Source organism: Bombella pollinis (assembly GCF_026385485.1).
GTDB lineage: Bacteria > Pseudomonadota > Alphaproteobacteria > Acetobacterales > Acetobacteraceae > Bombella > Bombella pollinis.
On sequence record NZ_JANIDX010000001.1, the window covers coordinates 340,369 to 357,927 of the forward strand.

The 17,559-nt window shown below is 52.2% G+C and carries 15 protein-coding genes and 1 tRNA gene; 6 read left to right on the forward strand and 10 right to left on the reverse strand.

Annotated features, from left to right (window positions below; genetic code table 11):
- Positions 1-168 precede the first annotated feature (168 nt).
- The 3 genes from NQF89_RS01605 to NQF89_RS01615 are packed head-to-tail and all read left to right on the forward strand — an operon-like array spanning position 169 to position 3,099.
- Positions 169-849, forward strand: coding sequence for a histidine phosphatase family protein (locus tag NQF89_RS01605; RefSeq protein ID WP_155579819.1), 681 nt, complete (start codon positions 169-171; stop codon positions 847-849).
- Positions 846-2,213 (forward strand): lipopolysaccharide biosynthesis protein, encoded by a 1,368-nt coding sequence (locus NQF89_RS01610; RefSeq protein WP_266137346.1) that lies wholly within the window; start codon positions 846-848, stop codon positions 2,211-2,213. The genes NQF89_RS01605 and NQF89_RS01610 overlap by 4 nt, the downstream gene beginning before the upstream one ends.
- Before the next feature lie 22 nt (positions 2,214-2,235).
- On the forward strand, positions 2,236-3,099 hold the full coding sequence (locus NQF89_RS01615) for a hypothetical protein (protein WP_266137347.1): 864 nt from the start codon (positions 2,236-2,238) through the stop codon (positions 3,097-3,099).
- Positions 3,100-3,105: 6 nt separating this feature from the next.
- On the opposite strand, the gene NQF89_RS01620 is transcribed toward NQF89_RS01615, so the two are convergent.
- The 8 genes from NQF89_RS01620 to mnmE all read right to left on the reverse strand — a co-directional run bounded on the left by NQF89_RS01620 (position 3,106) and on the right by mnmE (position 10,713).
- Entirely contained in the window at positions 3,106-4,536 is a 1,431-nt protein-coding gene (locus NQF89_RS01620) for a nucleoside/nucleotide kinase family protein (RefSeq protein ID WP_230873356.1), read from the reverse strand.
- Positions 4,537-4,727: 191 nt separating this feature from the next.
- Positions 4,728-5,078: a DUF3147 family protein gene (locus NQF89_RS01625; protein WP_370513395.1), complete on the reverse strand. Its 351-nt coding sequence runs from the start codon at positions 5,076-5,078 to the stop codon at positions 4,728-4,730.
- 37 nt (positions 5,079-5,115) lie between these two features.
- Positions 5,116-5,191, reverse strand: a tRNA-Lys gene (locus tag NQF89_RS01630).
- Positions 5,192-5,278: 87 nt separating this feature from the next.
- Positions 5,279-6,172, reverse strand: a complete 894-nt coding sequence (locus NQF89_RS01635) for a ParB/RepB/Spo0J family partition protein (RefSeq protein ID WP_266137348.1) — start codon at positions 6,170-6,172, stop codon at positions 5,279-5,281.
- A 5-nt stretch (positions 6,173-6,177) separates the two neighbouring features.
- Positions 6,178-7,002, reverse strand: coding sequence for a ParA family protein (locus tag NQF89_RS01640; RefSeq protein ID WP_155579778.1), 825 nt, complete (start codon positions 7,000-7,002; stop codon positions 6,178-6,180).
- Positions 6,962-7,540: a 16S rRNA (guanine(527)-N(7))-methyltransferase RsmG gene (gene rsmG, locus NQF89_RS01645; RefSeq protein WP_155572509.1), complete on the reverse strand. Its 579-nt coding sequence runs from the start codon at positions 7,538-7,540 to the stop codon at positions 6,962-6,964. Before rsmG ends, NQF89_RS01640 begins: the two co-directional genes overlap by 41 nt.
- On the reverse strand, positions 7,540-9,411 hold the full coding sequence (gene mnmG / locus NQF89_RS01650) for a tRNA uridine-5-carboxymethylaminomethyl(34) synthesis enzyme MnmG (protein ID WP_155579779.1): 1,872 nt from the start codon (positions 9,409-9,411) through the stop codon (positions 7,540-7,542). Before mnmG ends, rsmG begins: the two co-directional genes overlap by 1 nt.
- Positions 9,412-9,420: 9 nt before the next feature.
- Positions 9,421-10,713, reverse strand: coding sequence for a tRNA uridine-5-carboxymethylaminomethyl(34) synthesis GTPase MnmE (gene mnmE, locus NQF89_RS01655; protein WP_266137350.1), 1,293 nt, complete (start codon positions 10,711-10,713; stop codon positions 9,421-9,423).
- 88 nt (positions 10,714-10,801) lie between these two features.
- Here mnmE and NQF89_RS01660 point away from each other — a divergent pair, with 88 nt between their 5' ends.
- The 3 genes from NQF89_RS01660 (at position 10,802) to cydB (ending at position 13,925) form a co-directional block, all read left to right on the forward strand.
- A complete protein-coding gene (locus tag NQF89_RS01660) occupies positions 10,802-11,263 on the forward strand; it encodes a methylated-DNA--[protein]-cysteine S-methyltransferase (protein WP_155579780.1) in 462 nt (153 codons plus the stop codon).
- A 225-nt stretch (positions 11,264-11,488) separates the two neighbouring features.
- A complete protein-coding gene (locus tag NQF89_RS01665; RefSeq protein WP_266137351.1) occupies positions 11,489-12,904 on the forward strand; it encodes a cytochrome ubiquinol oxidase subunit I in 1,416 nt (471 codons plus the stop codon).
- 1 nt (position 12,905) lies between these two features.
- Positions 12,906-13,925, forward strand: a complete 1,020-nt coding sequence (cydB, locus tag NQF89_RS01670) for a cytochrome d ubiquinol oxidase subunit II (RefSeq protein WP_155572504.1) — start codon at positions 12,906-12,908, stop codon at positions 13,923-13,925.
- 228 nt (positions 13,926-14,153) lie between these two features.
- On the opposite strand, the gene rho is transcribed toward cydB, so the two are convergent.
- Positions 14,154-15,464 carry a transcription termination factor Rho gene (gene rho, locus NQF89_RS01675; RefSeq protein WP_099026616.1) on the reverse strand — a complete coding sequence of 437 codons (1,311 nt, stop codon included), beginning with the start codon at positions 15,462-15,464 and terminating at the stop codon, positions 14,154-14,156.
- A 279-nt stretch (positions 15,465-15,743) separates the two neighbouring features.
- Positions 15,744-17,288, reverse strand: coding sequence for a GMC family oxidoreductase (locus NQF89_RS01680; protein WP_266137352.1), 1,545 nt, complete (start codon positions 17,286-17,288; stop codon positions 15,744-15,746).
- Positions 17,289-17,559: the final 271 nt, after the last annotated feature.

The following is a 17,559-nucleotide window of genomic DNA, read 5'->3' on the forward strand; positions in this document are numbered from 1 at the left end:
CCATAAAAATGCTAACATTTACGCAATTTATGCAACTTCTTCTTGAGGCTTGTTCCGTTCCCGGCTATGCGCCCTTATCGTAAGGTAGCGATTTACCCGTGGGCAATGTCCATACGGGGGTCGTTGTATGTTCATTGAGCCAATGAGGTTTACGTGCCGCAGCCTGCCATGCCAGACCCCCAAGAGCATTTTCTGGATGGGCCAGAGCTTCCCTCTGGGGTTACGCGCTTCTGGTTGGTCCGCCATGCGATTGTTGAAGCCAACGCACGCAAGACCATGTATGGCTCGCTTGATGTCCCCCTTTGTACGCACCACCTTACCAGCCAAAAGGCTGCCTACCATGCCTTAGCACGCCGCCTACCACATCAGGCCCTATGGTTTTCCTCCCCTCTAAAGCGGGCTCAGCAAACAGGCCATACCATCCAAAAAGCCGGGAAATTATCGATCCCCCTTACCATTGACCCCGCCTTTGCCGAACAATCTATCGGACAATGGAACGGGACCCCTCATAAAGACTTCCCCGCCTTGCTCAGCAAGCCCACCGGTCCCTTTTGGTCTATCGCCGCTGATGAATGCCCCCCAGAGGGCGAAACCATGCTTGATGTCCGCCACCGTGTTGGCCATGCGCTTAATAAACTCGCCCAACAATATGCGGGGCGAGACATGATTATCCTCAGCCATGGGGGGGCTATTCGTATGGCCTTATCGCATTGCCTTGCCATCCCTGCTGAGACAGCTTTGCGCTTTTGCATCCAAAATCTTTCTCTCACCATCATCGAGCATATTGCCGGACAATGGCGCGTTGTTACGGTCAATGAACTACCAGATTTCGGGACCAACGCAGCATGAAGGGTCTATTTAGCGATGATCTCTTTCGTGTTGTTCTTAAAAACGCAGGTAAACTCGGCTCTACCAAATTAATTGGGGCCATCATCGGACTACTCGCCCTTGTCAGCACCGGGCGTACCTTGCACCCGCATGATTTTGGTGTCCTCACCCTTATCGCCTCTTATATCGAAACTATCGCCGCAATGGGGCAATTCCAAAGCTGGCAAATTGTGTTGCATTATTCAGCCATCCCTTGGAAGAAAGGGGAACGGACCATGGTGCAAAACAGCATTAACCTCGCTATTGGGCTTGATATATGCGCCGGGTTACTCTCCATGGTCCTAGGAGCGTTAGCCTTCCTCTTTTTTGGGAAGATGTTAGATGTTCATGACCAACACACAGCCCTTGTTCTGCTTTATTGTACCTTAATCCCCGGCCTTGGCAGCACTGCCCCTTATGGTATCCTCCGCTTATTCGACCGTATCGACCTTGTCTCCCGTCAGCAGCTCATCACCCCTGCGGTTCGCGCGTTAGGTTGTCTCTTAGCGTGGTTAAGTGGCACAAAATTAACAGGCTTTGTCATTGCTTGGTATTGCGCCACATTAGCGGGGCAGCTTTACCTATGGGGGACAGCTCTCCTTGAGCTAAAACGCCATGATTTGCTCGCTACTTTAAGACCCAGCATCATTAAAGCCTCCCGCCAAATGCCCAAAGGGCTATGGGGCTTTGTCTGGACAGCCAGCATCACCACACTTTTAGAAACCGTATGGGAGCCTATCAGCAAATTGCTTGTCGGACGCATTGTCAGCACCTCCGCAGCGGGGCTTTATTCCCTCGCAATGGAGTTTTTAGACGCTGTCCAACGCCCAGCCAAACTCCTTGAGAAGAGCTATTACCCTGAAGTCGTGCTGATGGACCCTCGCACCCCCGCCCCGTGGAAGCTTGCCCTGCGTACAAGTGCCCTCTCCGCCGTTTTTGGCCTTGTCGCTATGCTCATTGTTTATCTTGGCGGCAAACCTGTTATCAGCATCTTCGGCCATCGTTTTGGCGATGCTGCAACCTTGATGATGTGGATGTCCCCCTCCCTTGTCTTTTTTACCGCAGGGCTGCCGATGGAAGGCGTCCTCTATACCGCGGGCCGCTCTCATTACATCATGCTCGCCCAGCTTTGCTCTGTAATATGCTACGTCCCCTTACTCATTTATCTAGGCAATCATTACGGGCTTAATGGGGCAGGGCTGGCCTATGCGCTGGGAATGTTCCTCGCTACACTCATTACATTCGCCATTATGGGGGTTACCTATCTCCGCCGGCATAAAATCATCCTCCCCCATGAGCGCGAAATCCGGCAGACCTCCACTGCATCACCCCCGCCTCACGCATAACCAACCCCCTAAGGAATTATTTGTGCCCTTCTTCCCCTTCTCCCGTAAGGCAAGCCCACGCCATTACCCCGCTTTTCCACAAAATATGTTCGATACCGTCTTTGAGCATATCCTCTTAGATGATGTCCCCCACCCTACAACGCCACTCCCAAAGGATGTCCTTCCCCTTTGTACAGCACAAGAAGTAACCGAGGGTTATAACCTCTGCTGGCAATTGCTTGAGGATGGGGTGGACCGTAAAGCCTTCCGCCGTTTAATCCTCAAAATCGCTTTCTCCGGCCAAGCTGATGAGGAAGAACGCCTCTCTTTCAAATATGAGCGTGCTAAGTTTAAGCATATGCGGTTTGCATGTGCTAATTTTACACGCAAGCACCGCTATCCCTTATTGCTCCACATCGTCACCATCATTATGGGCAATATGCAGGACGCTTTTAAAAACCACCAACGCCGCGCGACCTTAATCCTTGGTCTTATCCTCTGGATTGCGTTATCACCAGCCTATTATTGGCTCATCGCAGCCCCACTTACCTCATGGCGGGAGGATAGTGCTACTGGCATCCAAGCGTATCAAAAACGAGAAAATACCCGCCTCGCTAAGATGGTTGCAAAATTAGAGGCCACAACGGGCCATGAGTTCCATGTCGTCCGCAAAATCATCAGCCGCCGTGTCGCCTTTAATGATACGCTACGCACCATTCGCCCCTCGCATGAGCTAGACCAACTCTCCGAGTATTTAGCGACAATCAACGGCATGATGGGCGACCTGCATGACCATCTCATCGAGAAAAAACTAGACGGTACGCAAAATTATAAGCGCGACCGCTTCCAATCTCCACAAGAGATTCCCCAGCGCATCCGCGCTTTTCTCAGCCGTTCCCCCCAATAAGAGCCTTTAGATAAGGTTATGCTTACGTAGCAGAGTGACCACTTGCTCCTGCACGGCTTCGTATGATTGCCGTGCATCAATCACCTCTAGCTGAGCATGATTAAAGGTAATCTGCGGCATGAGTGTTGCTTTTGCCTGCATGGCCTCTTTGTCATGGTCTGGCTTGCGCTGAAAGGCCGTCTCCGCATCCACATCCAGTAAAATCACAAGATCCGGCTTAAATTGTGCAATTTTGCGATAAAGCCCACGCTCCAACCATGCGAGGAGTCGAATAAAAGGATTATGGCTATATGCAGTAGAAAGACCCGGCCCATCACATTGATGACCGGAAATCTCCGCTTGAGGGTACCGGTCCGTTACCACGAAGAACCCAGCCTCCACCGCCCGCTTTACCCGCAAAAACCGCCGATACCGGATCGCAGAGAAGGTAAACATCACAATCGCGGTTAGCATACCGGGGATTTTCTCCCCCTTTGTGCGCGCTTTTTTAGCCTTGCTATTCAGCTTCTTCTCCACAGCAGGGCCAATAAGTGGCAAACGACCAATCCGGCGGCCTAAATCCCCAGAGCCTAAGCCAAGATAGCCATAGCGCATTGGTTTTTCAGTGGCGAAATGTTCCACCAAATATTCACTAATGCTCGATTTGCCAGAGCCATCACACCCTACCAAAGCCACCAATATGCCTGCCCGCCGGCCATTTTTATGGCTCGACCTATCTACTCGCTGCGTGGCGGGAGCAGGGTAAAGGGCTAGCACCTTCCTTACAGTCTCCTTCGCTTGGGTGAGTACCTCTGCCAAAGGGGCGGTGGCATCAATATCCACAATCGGCGCACCGGCAAACTCAACTTGGCTCAAATCCTCAATCTTGCGCGCAAGCTTATAAGGCACATGGTCCGGTTTACGCTGCAACGCTGTAGCCAAATCCACATTTAAACGAATCACCACATCAGGCCGAAAGCGCGCCATACGGCCATAAAGGGCTCGCTCTATCTTGCTAAATAAGCGCATCCCCATACCATCCCGGTTCAATGCCGCGAGGGAAGGGCCATCCATAGGGCCGGGAACGACATTTTGTGGGTAACGGTCCGTCAAAATAGCCAAGCCACGCTCATGCTTAACACGCATGCACCCAAAACGCACAATACGCCGCATAGAGAATATAAAACTGCAGATCGCCGCTAATGCGCTTGCTTGCTTGCCAGACTGCGTTCTTGCGGTTTCCTTCTTGGACTTACCCCTTACATAAGGGCCAAGAAAGGGTACAGAATCCAGAGCACGGCCAAAATTACCAGCCTGTTTGCCTAAATGACAAAAGGCTGTTGGCCGCTCTGCCCTTAACTGCGCCAGCAAAGCCTCCCCTATTGTGGATTTCCCACTTCCATCACACCCAACCAAGGCTATCACTGGCTGGTGCCGTCCCTCAACTGGTTGGGGCATGAACTCGCTTACACGCATAGCACTCTCATCGTTTTTAATGCGTCTATCATAGCCTGTCTTGCTCCTCCATAACAGGCTTATGATAAACCCGCCCGCATAAAGTGCCTCATAATAAATAGGCTTTTTTAACGAATGGTTAGACGCCCTACGGTCCTACTTCTACCAAGACCTCATAACTGTTTTTATTTATTTTATAAAGCAATCCCATAACGCCGCGCGCACCACACCATTACCGTATAAAGTACGATAGTCATAACACATCCCACAGCCAAGCTGCCCCAAAAAGGCCAATCACGCCTCAATAACGCCGGAATAAGCAAAAACATGGGAAGAGACGGTAAAACATACCAAAAGGTGGCCTCACTATGGGTTTCCATCATCGCCCGGTCAGGCTTTTCTACCCACAGAAACATCATCCCCAAAACAGAAACAAGCGGGAGTGAAGCAATCAACGCACCAAAAGCAGGCAGACGCCGCCCAACTGTAGCAATAGACGCTATCAAGATAGCGGAAAGAATTGTTTTAAGGAGGAACGGAGCCATAAACATCCTTCATCATGCAGGAGAAAATGGCCGATTGTGGTGGGCACACTAGGGCTCGAACCTAGGACCCGCTGATTAAGAGTCAGCTGCTCTACCAACTGAGCTATGTGCCCACAATCGCTTACCGGTGCCCTTCCTTTATCAGACCACTGCTAAGCGAGCAAGAGCTTTTACGCCATTCCTGACAAAAAGATTACATTTTAGCGTGTAAGATGCGCCATCAAGGCCTCAAATTGCTCTAATGAGGAATAATTAATCTTCAAAGAGCCACTTTTGCCATTAAACCGTATCTGCGTTTTCAGGCCAAAGCGCGCTGATAAATCCTCCTCCAAACGTGTGATCTCTGGGGCGGGGTGCGCTGCTTTAACCTCGGCCGACTCTGCCTTATTCAACCGCGCAACCATATCCTCCGTTTGCCGAACATTCAGCCCCTTGGACAGCACCTCCGCCATACCCGCTACAGGCTCAGGATGGCTCAATAAAGCCCGTGCATGGCCAGCACTTAAAGCCCCCTCGCGCAACTGAACCAACACAGGCTCGGGCAAATTAAGTAAGCGCATTGTGTTTGTAATATGCGAGCGAGACTTCCCAATCGCCCCAGCAAGCTCCTCTTGAGTCAGGCTATAATCCTGCAACAAACGCTGCAATCCCATGGCTTCTTCCACCGGGTTTAGGTCCGAGCGTTGGAGATTCTCCACCATGGCCGCGGCCATAGCATCGGTATCATCAAGCTGACGAATATAAACGGGCACCTCATGCAGACCCGCCTTTTGTGAGGCCCGCCAACGGCGTTCCCCCGCGATGATTTGATACCGCCCCTTATGCTCTGGGTCTGGTCGCACCAAAATAGGCTGAATCACCCCGCGTGAGCGAATGGAATCCGCAAGCTCGGCCAAACGCTCCTCATTCATATCCCGCCGCGGCTGAAACGGGCTAGGGGAGAGAAGGTCCACCCCCAAACTCCCCGGCTGAGATGGTGCACGGGCCTCTGTTTGTGGGGCCCCCGCACGCGCTAAATCAGGAGCTTGGTCTCCCAGCAATGCAGCAAGCCCACGCCCTAACTTACGCGATGATGGTGATGCTTTTTTTGCCATGATGCTCAGCCTTTCTTCTTCAGCCGTTTTAGCAGCTCATCCCCTAAAGCTTCGTAAGCCTGCGCCCCGGTAGATGAGCGGGCATAATCCAACACAGGCTGACCATGGCTTTGCGCCTCGGAAATACGAATATTGCGCGGGATGACCGTCTTAAAGACTTGCTCCCCAAAAAAGCCGCGCGCATCTTCTGCCACAAGGGTGGAGAGATTATTACGCGTATCAAACATCGTCAGTACAATCCCTTCTAAATGAAGGTCCGCGTTAAAAGCCAAACGCACACGCTCAATCGAGCGTACAAGCTGACTAATCCCCTCCAAAGCAAAGAACTCACATTGCAAAGGCACTAACACACTTTGCGCCACAACAAGGGCGTTTAATGTCAGCAACCCAAGGCTTGGGGGGCAATCAATTAAGATAATATCGTAACGATGTAGTAATGGTTGTAGTGCATCCCGTAACCGATATTCCCGCCGGTCTTGGTCGATCATCTCCAGCTCGGCCCCAGCAAGGTCGGCATTTGCGGGCATGACATCCAGCTTTGGCACCACGCTTTTGCGGAGGAGCGTCTCTGCGGGCTCATCCTCCAACAAAGCACCATATGTGCCGCGGCCACGCTCATCATACTCCAAACCAAGGCCTGTTGAGGCATTGCCTTGGGGATCAAGGTCCACCAACAAGACACGCTTACGCCGCGCAAGGGCAGCCGCCAAGTTCAGGCTGGTTGTTGTTTTGCCCACGCCACCTTTCTGGTTGGCAATGGCGATAATATGCACAGTGTGAGAGGAAGGCTTAGACACGTCTAAAATCACTAATCTTGAGAAGGACCCCATCGGGGTCTGTATGGCTAGGGAAGCTATTATATAGCATGTGCCAGTCAGAGCGGGCTTTGGTCAACTCATCTGGCGTTTTTCTTCCCTTTAAAAACAAACAATAGCCATCCTCTTTTAACAAAGGCCGCGCCCACGTTAAAAGTTGGGGCAGGGGGGCAAGGGCACGAGCGGTGATAATATCGGCAGGCTCTAGCACAGCTTGCTCGATCCGTTTTGCCAGCACACTAACACGCGCCCCACATTCCCGCGCGGCCTCGCGTAAAAAGGCGCATTTGCGTTGGTCAGACTCAATTAGCGTAACAGGATTACCCGTTGCTATAGCGACAATCAAACCGGGAAAGCCCCCGCCTGAGCCAAGGTCAGTTATCCTTGCCCCTTCAGGCACATACGGCACAAGTTGGAGACTATCTTCAATATGCCGCTGGCGAAGATGGGCAATATCTTTAGGGCTTACGAGGTTAATTTTCTCATTCCAGCGCGTTAAAAGCTGGGTGAAGTGAGCGAGCTTCGCTTCAGTTTCATGTGAAACATGGTGCATTAGGGACGGCTCCTCATATAAGCCAGCAGCGCAATCAAAGCCGCAGGGGTAACACCACGCACACGCCCAGCGGCTGCAAAATCAACCGGGCGGGCTGCACTTAATCGCTCTTGCATCTCTTGGCTTAGCCCCCCAATCGCCCCGTAATCCAAATCCTCCGGCAAACGAAGGGAAGCCTCACTTTTAAGTTGCTGAATCTCCCGCTCTTGCCGGCGCAGATACCCCCCATAGCGGGCCTCTGTTTGCACATGCCGCCCAATGCGCAACGGCAAAGCCGCAAACCACGGGGCCAGCTGGGCAAGCTGTGCTTCATCAGCTTGTGTGGCTAATACATCCAGCAAGCTGCGCCGCCGCCCATCTTGAGAGACCTCAATCCCATGTGCGCGCAAATCTTGGGGCAGAAAAACCGGCTGACGCGCCTGCTCCATCGCCGCCTCAATCTGACACACCGTATCCTTAAACGCAGCCTCACGCTCTGGCCCAACACAGCCAGCCTCAATCGCCTTCGGAGTGAGGCGTAAATCCGCATTATCTGCCCGCAATAACAAACGATATTCCGCCCGTGAGGTGAACATCCGATAAGGCTCGCTAATGCCATGGAGGGTGAGGTCATCAATCAACACACCAAGATACGATTCCTCCCGCCCTAATGTAAGCGGCTCCTTCCCCCCTACAGCGCGGGCCGCATTCAGCCCAGCGAGCAACCCTTGCGCCCCGGCTTCCTCATACCCTGTTGTCCCGTTAATCTGCCCAGCCAAATACAAACCGGGAAGGGCGCGTAACTCCAAAGAAGGCCTCAGCTCTCGCGGGTCCACATAATCATACTCCACCGCATAGCCGGGTGTGACGATGCGCGCTTGCTCCAACCCCGGCATAGAGGCAATCATCAGCTCTTGGACCTCCGCTGGGAGAGAGGTGCTAATGCCATTAGGATACACTAAATCCCCACCCGGATTGCCCGGTAGGGCCTCTGGCTCCAAAAAGATTTGATGACTATCGCGCCCAGCAAAACGAACAATTTTATCCTCAATAGACGGGCAATAACGCGGCCCCCGCCCGGTAATCTCCCCCCCATACATGGCAGAGAGATGGAGATTCTCCTCAATAATCTTATGGGTTTGTGGCGTTGTTTGGGTAATACGGCACGAAATCTGCTTATTCGGCAAAGAGGTGGTGAGCGTACTAAATGCCTCTGGCTGCACGTCTCCCTCATCAGCAGGCAGGGCCTCCCAGTCGATACTCTCGCGGGCAAGGCGCGGGGGGGTGCCCGTTTTTAACCGCCCCATCTTCAACCCCAGAGCCTCCAACCGCTCACCGAGCATCGTCGCAGGGGCATCCCCAATACGCCCCGCTGGTCGGCTCACCCGCCCTGTATGAATCACCCCCCGCAGGAAGGTCCCGCTCGTCAACACAACAGCCCCCGCCATAAAGCGGCGGCCATCCTCACACACCACACCGCGCACATGACCTTGCTCAACAATCACATCCCCCACAGCCCCGGCAAGTATGGTCAGGTGAGGGGTTTGGGCCAAAAGCCCCTGAATCGCCGCCCGGTATAAGGACCGATCCGCCTGCGCACGCGGGCCATGCACCGCCGGCCCTTTGGAGCGATTAAGCAGCTTAAAATGAATCCCCGCTTGGTCCGCTGCTTTGCCCATCAGGCCATCAAAGGCATCAATCTCCCGCACGAGATGGCCTTTACCAATGCCCCCAATCGCTGGGTTGCACGACATGCTGCCTATCGTGTCCAGCTTATGGGTTAAAAGCAATGTGTCTGCCCCAAAACGGGCCGCGGCGGCGGCGGCTTCCGTCCCTGCATGGCCGCCCCCCACGACGATAACATCATAGCGTTGCGTATGTGATGTACTCATGCCGTAATGTTACTTTCCTATACAAAACTGGCCGAAAATTGTATCGAGCAGGGCCTCTACATCCACATGGCCTGTCAGCCGCCCTATAGCCTGCATTGCTAAGCGCAACTCCTCCCCGCGTACCTCCGGCCATGAGGCCTCCAACGCATGGGTAAGATGCTGCTGCGCCTCCTGCAACCCTGCACGATGGCGCGCCCGCGTTAAAGGCGGTGTGCCACGTTGTACCATAAGCGTGGCAAGATGTGCTTTTAGCCACTCACGCAAGGGGGTTAAACCGGCCTCATCCTGCGTATGCACCCCAAGTTCACCTCCTTGAGCCGGAGTCAGGTCTGTTTTGGTGCGTAATTTTACAGCATGAGGGGCGAGCAAAGGCGTCTCATCCCCCGGCCCGACGAGATGAAACAATACATCCGCCTTCTCCACATGCTGCATGGTCCGGCGGATGCCTTCAGCCTCAATCTCATCCTCTGTCTCGCGTAGCCCTGCTGTATCAATCAAGCGAACCCGAATCCCCTCAATCATCCACTCAACACTTATCGCATCCCGCGTTGTGCCAGCTTTTTGCGTCACGATGGCTGCATCCTGCCCACTAAGAGCATTAAGCAAACTTGACTTCCCGACATTTGGGGCCCCAGCGAGAACAATCTTCAACCCGTCCCGCACAATCTCGCCCCGCTCATCAGCAAGATGAGCCTGCATCTCCTGCGCTAAAGCCCGACACTCTTCTATAAGGGCACCCTCCACCTCTGGGGGAAGCTCCTCATCGGGGAAGTCAATCAACGCTTCCTGTTGGGCTAAAATCTGCCGCAATCGCGCTGCCCATCCTGTATAAAGCTGGCTTAATGCCCCATCAGCTTGCCGCAAGGCTTGATGACGCTGCGCTTGTGTTTCCGCCTCAATTAAATCCGCAATCGCTTCCGCTTGGAGAATATCCATCCGCCCCGCTTGGACAGCCCTGCGGGTAAACTCCCCCGGCTCAGCAGGGCGGCCACCAAGATGCACAAGAGCCTGCGCTACGGCCTCTATAATCGCCGGGCCAGCATGGAGGTGCAGCTCAAAACTATCTTCCCCTGTATAAGAGCGCGGCCCCGGCAACCATAAGATAAGGGCATGGTCTAACACATCCCCCTCATATGTTAAGGCCCGCACGCTAGCGTGACGCGGCGGCGGTAAAGCCCCGCATAATGCCTTTAAAATCTTACCACTCTCCGGCCCGCTTACCCGCATAACCGCAATCGCCCCCTGCACGGGGCCTGTCGCTATAGCAAAAATTGTATGAGTGGATGCGCCAGATATGTTCATGCCGCCTTTCATACAGCACTCCTGCCAGAAAAGCAGCGTTTTGTAGAAAGAATTGACGCTCATCGCTAAAACAGGCAGCTTAGAACTTATGCCACAGCTTTCTTTTCATTCCCCCCTAGGTGCCCTCACTCTTAGCGAAGAAGACGGGCGCATCGTCTCCCTTGATGAAGGCTGGGGACGCGACCAGAGTGAGACCCCGCTCCTGCTTCAGGTACGAGACATGATGCAGGATTATTTTGATGGCAAAGTGGTGGATTTCCAATCCATCCCGCTCATGCTGTGTGGCACAGCCTATCAAGAGCGCGTATGGGCTGCCTTACGCACAATTCCCTACGGTCAAACCCGCAGCTATGCCGAGCTAGCCCGCAGCATCGGCGGTAGCCCGCAATCCATCGGCCAAGCCGTGGCGCGCAACCCGTTGCTTATCCTCATCCCCTGCCATCGCGTATTGCCCTCTCATGGCAAAAACTACGGCGATTACAGCGGCTTTGACGGAGCCGAGAGCAAAGCCTTCCTGCTCGACTTAGAGCGTGAGATACTCACCCCGTAAAAACGAGCTGTTATAAAACATACCCTATAAGCTCCATACAAAATTGTAATAATAGCTTTTTCGTACCTGCCTCATCCGCCAAAAACAGGCATTTAACAAGTACCGATATCCTTTACATAAACAATACCTATCACAGAAAAAATAAAACCAATTTTATAATGTCTCATAAGTCCAATAACGAAAAATATGAAGTCTTCCTAATTTAACGGAAAGGAACGATTATTTATGGTTACCGACCATAATATACCCCTGATAATCGCACGAATACAATTTGCACTTACCGTTGGCGTACATATAATATTTCCTGCATTTTCAATCGGACTATCTGTCTTTCTCACATTCCTTGAAGGGATGTGGTTAAAAACGACTGATAATCGTTATTTAAATCTCTTTAAATATTGGTTGAAGGTCTTTTCAATCGTCTTTGGGATGGGTGTCGTCTCCGGGATCGTTATGGCTTACGAATTCGGCACAAACTGGGCTAGATTCTCTGCCAAAGCAGGACCGATCACCGGTGTTCTACTCTCCTATGAGGTTATGACAGCCTTCTTCATGGAGGCAGGCTTCCTTGGTGTTATGCTTTTCGGGCTAAACCGAGTTGGGCGCAAAATGCACTTCTTTGCCACTTGTGCTGTCACCACGGGAACACTCATCTCCATGACATGGATCCTTGCGTCAAACTCATGGATGCAAACCCCGCAAGGCTATATCATCGACCCTAAAACCGGCCATTTTTTACCAAAAGATTGGCTGGCCATTATTTTTAATCCGTCATTCCCTTATCGGATCATCCATATGGGACTGGCCGCTATGCTCTCTGTCGCCTTTACTGTAGCGGCGGCTGGAGCGTGGCATCTACTCAAAGCAAAAAAGAACAAAACACAGGCTGATAGTACAGTCCGCCTTATGTTCTCCCTCTCCCTTTGGATGATTGTCGCCACAGCCCCGCTCCAAATCTTGGCAGGTGATATGCACGGGCTAAATACCCTGAAATATCAACCCGCTAAGATTGCAGCGATAGAAGGAGACTGGATAAATGAGAGACGGGCTCCCGAACTGCTCTTTGGCATCCCGAACATGAAGACCGAGCATACAGATTATGCCATAAGTGTCCCACTACTTGGCTCTCTCATCCTTACCCATGACATTAATGGCAAGGTCCCCGGGTTAAAAGATTATCCAGCAGACCAACGGGCCCCCTCGCCAATTGTATTCTTCTCCTTCCGCATCATGGTTGCCTTGGGAGGGATTATGCTGCTCTGTGGTTTATGGTCACTCTGGCTACGCCATAGGGGACGGTTTTTTACACATCCACTCTTCTTGCGGGTAATGCTCATCATGGCCCCGGCCGGCTTTGTTGCATTGCTCTGCGGCTGGGTCACCACCGAGGTCGGCCGCCAACCATGGACTGTGTACGGCTTACTCCGCACAGAAGACAGTGCCTCACCCCTTGCTCTCTCTAGCCTGTCTTTCTCCATGCTCTTTTTTGTCGTGATTTATGTTTTTGTCTTTGGCTCTGGCCTTCTCATGCTCGTCCGTCTGCTCAGAACCGCCCCAGAAGCCACCGATAACACTCATGATGACACCATGATTCTAGGTAGTCATCACCATACGGTCTCTCATAACAAAGAGGTGCCCTGACATGTCCGGTCTTGCTTATTATTTGCCCTTCATCTGGGCTTTCATCGTCATTCTAGCCATCTCTATCTATGTCATTCTGGATGGTTTTGACTTAGGCATTGGTATGCTCTTTGCTTTTGAGAAAAAGCCAGAGCACCGCGATGTTATGATCAACACCATTGCCCCTGTCTGGGATGGTAATGAGACATGGATGGTTTTAGGGGGTGCTACATTATTTGGTGTTTTCCCCGGTGCTTACAGTACATTACTACCCGCTTTTTATATTCCCATCATCATCATGCTGGGTGCCCTAATCTTCCGTGGTGTTGCCTTTGAGTTCCGCATCATGGCGCACTCCCCCGGTTACCGGACATTCTGGAACAAGGGCTTCATGGCAGGCTCCATGCTCGCATCCTTTTGCCAAGGATGTATTCTTGGGGGCTATGTCCAAGGAATCCACACTCATGACGGTGCTTTTGCCGGTGGCCCAATGGATTGGCTAACACCCTTTAGTGTTCTCTGTGGCCTCTCTGTCATCATCGGCTATGCCCTTTTAGGCACAACATGGTTGGTCTGGCGCACATCCGATGAGCTAGAAGCACAATGCCGCCGTTGGTCTAAACGGCTATCTATCCTAATGCTTCTTTGCATCATTGCCGTTAGCTGTTGGACGCCTTTCCTCCATGCGCCCTATCTTCATCACTGGCTTGCTTTCCCGAACATTCTATTCGGCCTGCCTGTCCCGCTACTCGTAGCCCTATTTGGGTTTATGATGTGGCACAGTTTGGATAAAGACCACACTATTACACCCTTCCTCTGCACTATAGGATGGTTCCTACTAAGTTTGGTGGGGCTAGCTATCACCATCTGGCCCTACGCTGTTCCCCCAACATTAACCCTGTGGGATGTAGCATCACCTGTTCCTAGCCAGCTCTTCCAACTTGTTGGGACCGTTATCTTGCTCCCTATCATCACAGGATACTCAATTTATTCTTACTATCTCTTCCGTGGAAAGGTCACCAAAGCCGATGGATATCACTAAATTCATCACATATGATGCAAAGAAGGTTCCCACTTCTTTTTGTAAGCGTCTAGGCTGGTTCCTCAGCCTCTGGATAGCGGGCACGGTCACCATTATTCTGGTGGCCAGCCTGCTCCATATGTTGATCCCTCATTGAAGGACAGCCCACTAACATAGACCCGTTATAAAAAAGGCAGGTCCCTTAATGAGGGCCTGCCTTTTTTGCAGCAACTTACTAACTATAATAATCTAGTTATTCATCGCATCGAAGAAATCCTGATTTGTCTTGCTATAGCGCAGCTTATCAAGCAGGAAGTCCATAGCATCCATCGTGCCCATGGGAGCCAAGATACGGCGAAGGACCCACATTTTGGAGAGGGAGGCACGATCCACCAATAGCTCCTCCTTACGCGTGCCGGACTTGGTGATGTCGATAGCGGGGAAGGTCCGCTTATCAGCCAATTTACGATCCAACATCAGCTCGGAGTTACCTGTACCCTTAAACTCTTCGAAGATGACCTCATCCATACGGGAGCCTGTATCAATCAAGGCTGTAGCGATAATGGTAAGGGAGCCGCCTTCCTCAATATTACGCGCCGCACCGAAGAAGCGTTTAGGCCGTTGGAGGGCATTAGCATCCACACCACCGGTCAACACCTTACCAGATGACGGCACAACCGTGTTATAGGCACGCGCAAGACGTGTGATGGAATCTAACAAGATGACCACATCGCGCTTATGCTCAACAAGACGTTTGGCTTTCTCCAACACCATTTCCGTCACCTGCACATGACGATGAGCGGGTTCATCAAAGGTGGAGGACACAACCTCACCACGCACAGAGCGGGCCATGTCTGTCACTTCCTCAGGTCGCTCATCAATAAGCAGAACAATGAGGAACACATCAGGATGATTTGCCGAGATAGAGGCCGCAATGCTTTGCAGCATGACCGTCTTACCCGTCCGCGGGGGGGCGACAATCAACGCACGCTGGCCCATCCCAATAGGAGCGACAAGGTCAATCACGCGGGAGGTATAATCTTTTTGGTCTTTACGGTCCCGTCCCTTGCTTTTTGCTGGGGCAGGGGCGGCATTAACAGCATCTTGCTGCTCTGTCTCCATCCGCAAAGGACGCTCAGGAAAGAGCGGTGTTAGATTATCAAAATTAATCCGCGTGCGAACTTGCTCCGGAGCTTCAAAATTGATCGTATTGACATTTTGCAGGGCGAAATAACGCTCGCCATCCCGTGGGGCGCGGATTTCCCCTTCCACCGTATCACCCGGCCGCAAGGCAAAACGCCGCACTTGCGCAGGGGAGACGTAAATATCATCAGGGCCGGGAAGGTAGTTTGCCTCTGGGCTACGAAGGAAGCCAAAACCATCCGGCAAAATCTCAAGAGTGCCCTCGCCGTAAATAGCCTGTTCACGCTCGGCAAGAGTTTTGAGAATAGCGAACATCATATCCTGCTTCCGCAGGGATGAGGCATTCTCAACCTCCAATTCTTCAGCAAAAGCCAATAGATCAGCGGGAGATTTCTTCTTCAATTCGGCGAGATGCATGAAATGATGCGCCTTGGTAAGCCCCTCTCACGAAGGGTGAAAATAGGAAAGAAAACGGAAGTCCAGACTAAGGGCTGATAAAGGCCCCCAAATACTACCAATCAATAGAGACAAGCAAAATGACGTTTCTCTAAAGAAAGACTGGCAAAACTGCCTTCCGGTGCGAAGGGAATGACCCGGCAGGCTGGGCAGGACGCCGCCTCCATAAGGTTCGACCCCTCATTAAGTGAAAGGGGCCGATACTGTCAAGACGCCCCCTCTCACTTAACATCATCATACTTACACAACCTTTAGCAGCGCATCCGCTGTTCGTAAGGAAAGTGCCATAATGGTCAAAGCAGGATTAGCCGCCCCAGAGCTAGGAAAGGTGGAGTGATCGCTTATCCATAGATTCTCAATATCAAAACTACGGCCATAGGGATTAACCACCGCAGAGCCTGCATCTTTACCCATACGGCATGTGCCAATCATATGGGCAGCACGGCTAATAACCCGTATATCCTTCGCCCCGATCGACTCCCACATCTTCACCATCAGACGGGTAGCATGGCGGTGCATGGCCTCCTCATTAGGGCCATAACTGTAATCAATGCGCGGTTTTGGCAGGCCAAAAGCGTCTTTCTCCTCCGAGAGGGTTACGCGGTTTTCCTCCCGTGGGAGGCTCTCCCCATGCATCCCAATACCGGCACTATAATTATAGGCGGCCAAAGTTTGGCTTAACGCTTCACCTCGCCGCCCATCAGCACGCACAAGATTTGCCGCCCATGTCAGAGGCATCATACCGAGAGATTGTAGCAAATAGCCCCCCGCAAAATCCGCATCCTTAGGCCGAAGCATATCCTCAGTAATCGTAAGGGATGGGTATCCTTTATTCGGCCGGATTTCCTCATCAAACACGCCCCACACTTGGGTGGAGACATGTGTCATGTAATTCCGCCCCACTTGGCCGGAGCTATTGGCCAGACCATTATGCAGTAATAAGCGAGCCGTCTCCACCGCCCCAGCGGCAAGAACAACAGCCTTACATTTTTGCCGTTCTTCTCGCCCATCTTTTACATAAATGACAGCTGTAATCCGCCCCTGACTATCACGCTCAAAAGCTGTTGCCATACAGCCGGGACGCAGCTCCGCCCCATGAGCGCAAGCTAGTGGCAGATAGGTATTATCAACACCTGATTTCGCCCCATTGCGGCAACCTTGATGGCAGGCCCCGCAATTAACACACCCTTCACGATGACCAAAATGAGGCTGCTCACGCCCTTGCGAAATCACAGCCACAGGCCCATCCGCATGGCGTAACCCTACATTATCGCACGCTTTCCGCATTTTAAGGGCTGCTGCATTAGGGGCCAAAGGGGGATAGACATAATGGCGGCTTTCATCCCACGGATAATGCGCTGGGCCGCTGACCCCGATAAAACGTTCAACCTCCTCTATATAAGGTTGAATCTCCTCAGCACCGAAGGGCCAATCAACCCCTTGGCCGGTCTCACTATAGAGATGAAACTCCCGCTTATCCATTCGTGGTAAAAATGCCCCGTAATGAAGCAAAGAGCCCCCAAGGCCCGTCCCGCTATTATTGCCACCAAAGGCTTGTGGGGTCTTCCCACCGGAGAGCCGCTCATGCAGCCAATAAAGCTCCTGCGCGGTTGGCTCATCAGGCGTATGGGACCGCGCTTGAAAAGCCGGTCCTGCTTCCAACGCTACGACCTTTCGCCCTGCTTGGGCCAGCCGCGCTATAAGAGGGGCACCACCGGCCCCTGTACCGATAACAACAACATCAGCAATTTGTTGTGAAACATCATTCATCATGTTCTGCGTCATCAAACTATGTCCATCACCTTATGGATAAAGTGGTTTAGGTTGGGGTACATGGGGATTGTACGGGCTTTTATGAGAGCGGTACCGAGTACTGGGGACGGTACTGTACCCCCTTATAAAAAGGGGATTGTACACAGGCCCATTGTGGAAAAAGAAGGATAACATCCTGGAGGCCTTGAGTCTTCTTGCTCAATGAAGTTGTACACAGTGTGAGTAAGCTGGGGTACATTTTTAGAAAGCCGGGTACCCCAGTTTTCACAGGGTTTAACCACAT

What these genes read in the sequence shown, in the direction of transcription:
- mnmE (WP_266137350.1), bottom strand. Translation starts at nt 10,713, where the DNA reads ATGAACATATCTGGCGCATCCACTCATACAATTTTTGCTATAGCGACA.
- mnmG (WP_155579779.1), bottom strand. Translation starts at nt 9,411, where the DNA reads ATGAGTACATCACATACGCAACGCTATGATGTTATCGTCGTGGGGGGC.
- NQF89_RS01640 (WP_155579778.1), bottom strand. Translation starts at nt 7,002, where the DNA reads ATGGGGTCCTTCTCAAGATTAGTGATTTTAGACGTGTCTAAGCCTTCC.
- rsmG (WP_155572509.1), bottom strand. Translation starts at nt 7,540, where the DNA reads ATGCACCATGTTTCACATGAAACTGAAGCGAAGCTCGCTCACTTCACC.
- NQF89_RS01620 (WP_230873356.1), bottom strand. Translation starts at nt 4,536, where the DNA reads ATGCCCCAACCAGTTGAGGGACGGCACCAGCCAGTGATAGCCTTGGTT.
- NQF89_RS01610 (WP_266137346.1), top strand. Translation starts at nt 846, where the DNA reads ATGAAGGGTCTATTTAGCGATGATCTCTTTCGTGTTGTTCTTAAAAAC.
- NQF89_RS01680 (WP_266137352.1), bottom strand. Translation starts at nt 17,288, where the DNA reads ATGACGCAGAACATGATGAATGATGTTTCACAACAAATTGCTGATGTT.
- NQF89_RS01660 (WP_155579780.1), top strand. Translation starts at nt 10,802, where the DNA reads ATGCCACAGCTTTCTTTTCATTCCCCCCTAGGTGCCCTCACTCTTAGC.
- NQF89_RS01635 (WP_266137348.1), bottom strand. Translation starts at nt 6,172, where the DNA reads ATGGCAAAAAAAGCATCACCATCATCGCGTAAGTTAGGGCGTGGGCTT.
- NQF89_RS01625 (WP_370513395.1), bottom strand. Translation starts at nt 5,078, where the DNA reads ATGGCTCCGTTCCTCCTTAAAACAATTCTTTCCGCTATCTTGATAGCG.
- rho (WP_099026616.1), bottom strand. Translation starts at nt 15,464, where the DNA reads ATGCATCTCGCCGAATTGAAGAAGAAATCTCCCGCTGATCTATTGGCT.
- NQF89_RS01665 (WP_266137351.1), top strand. Translation starts at nt 11,489, where the DNA reads ATGGTTACCGACCATAATATACCCCTGATAATCGCACGAATACAATTT.
- cydB (WP_155572504.1), top strand. Translation starts at nt 12,906, where the DNA reads ATGTCCGGTCTTGCTTATTATTTGCCCTTCATCTGGGCTTTCATCGTC.
- NQF89_RS01605 (WP_155579819.1), top strand. Translation starts at nt 169, where the DNA reads ATGCCAGACCCCCAAGAGCATTTTCTGGATGGGCCAGAGCTTCCCTCT.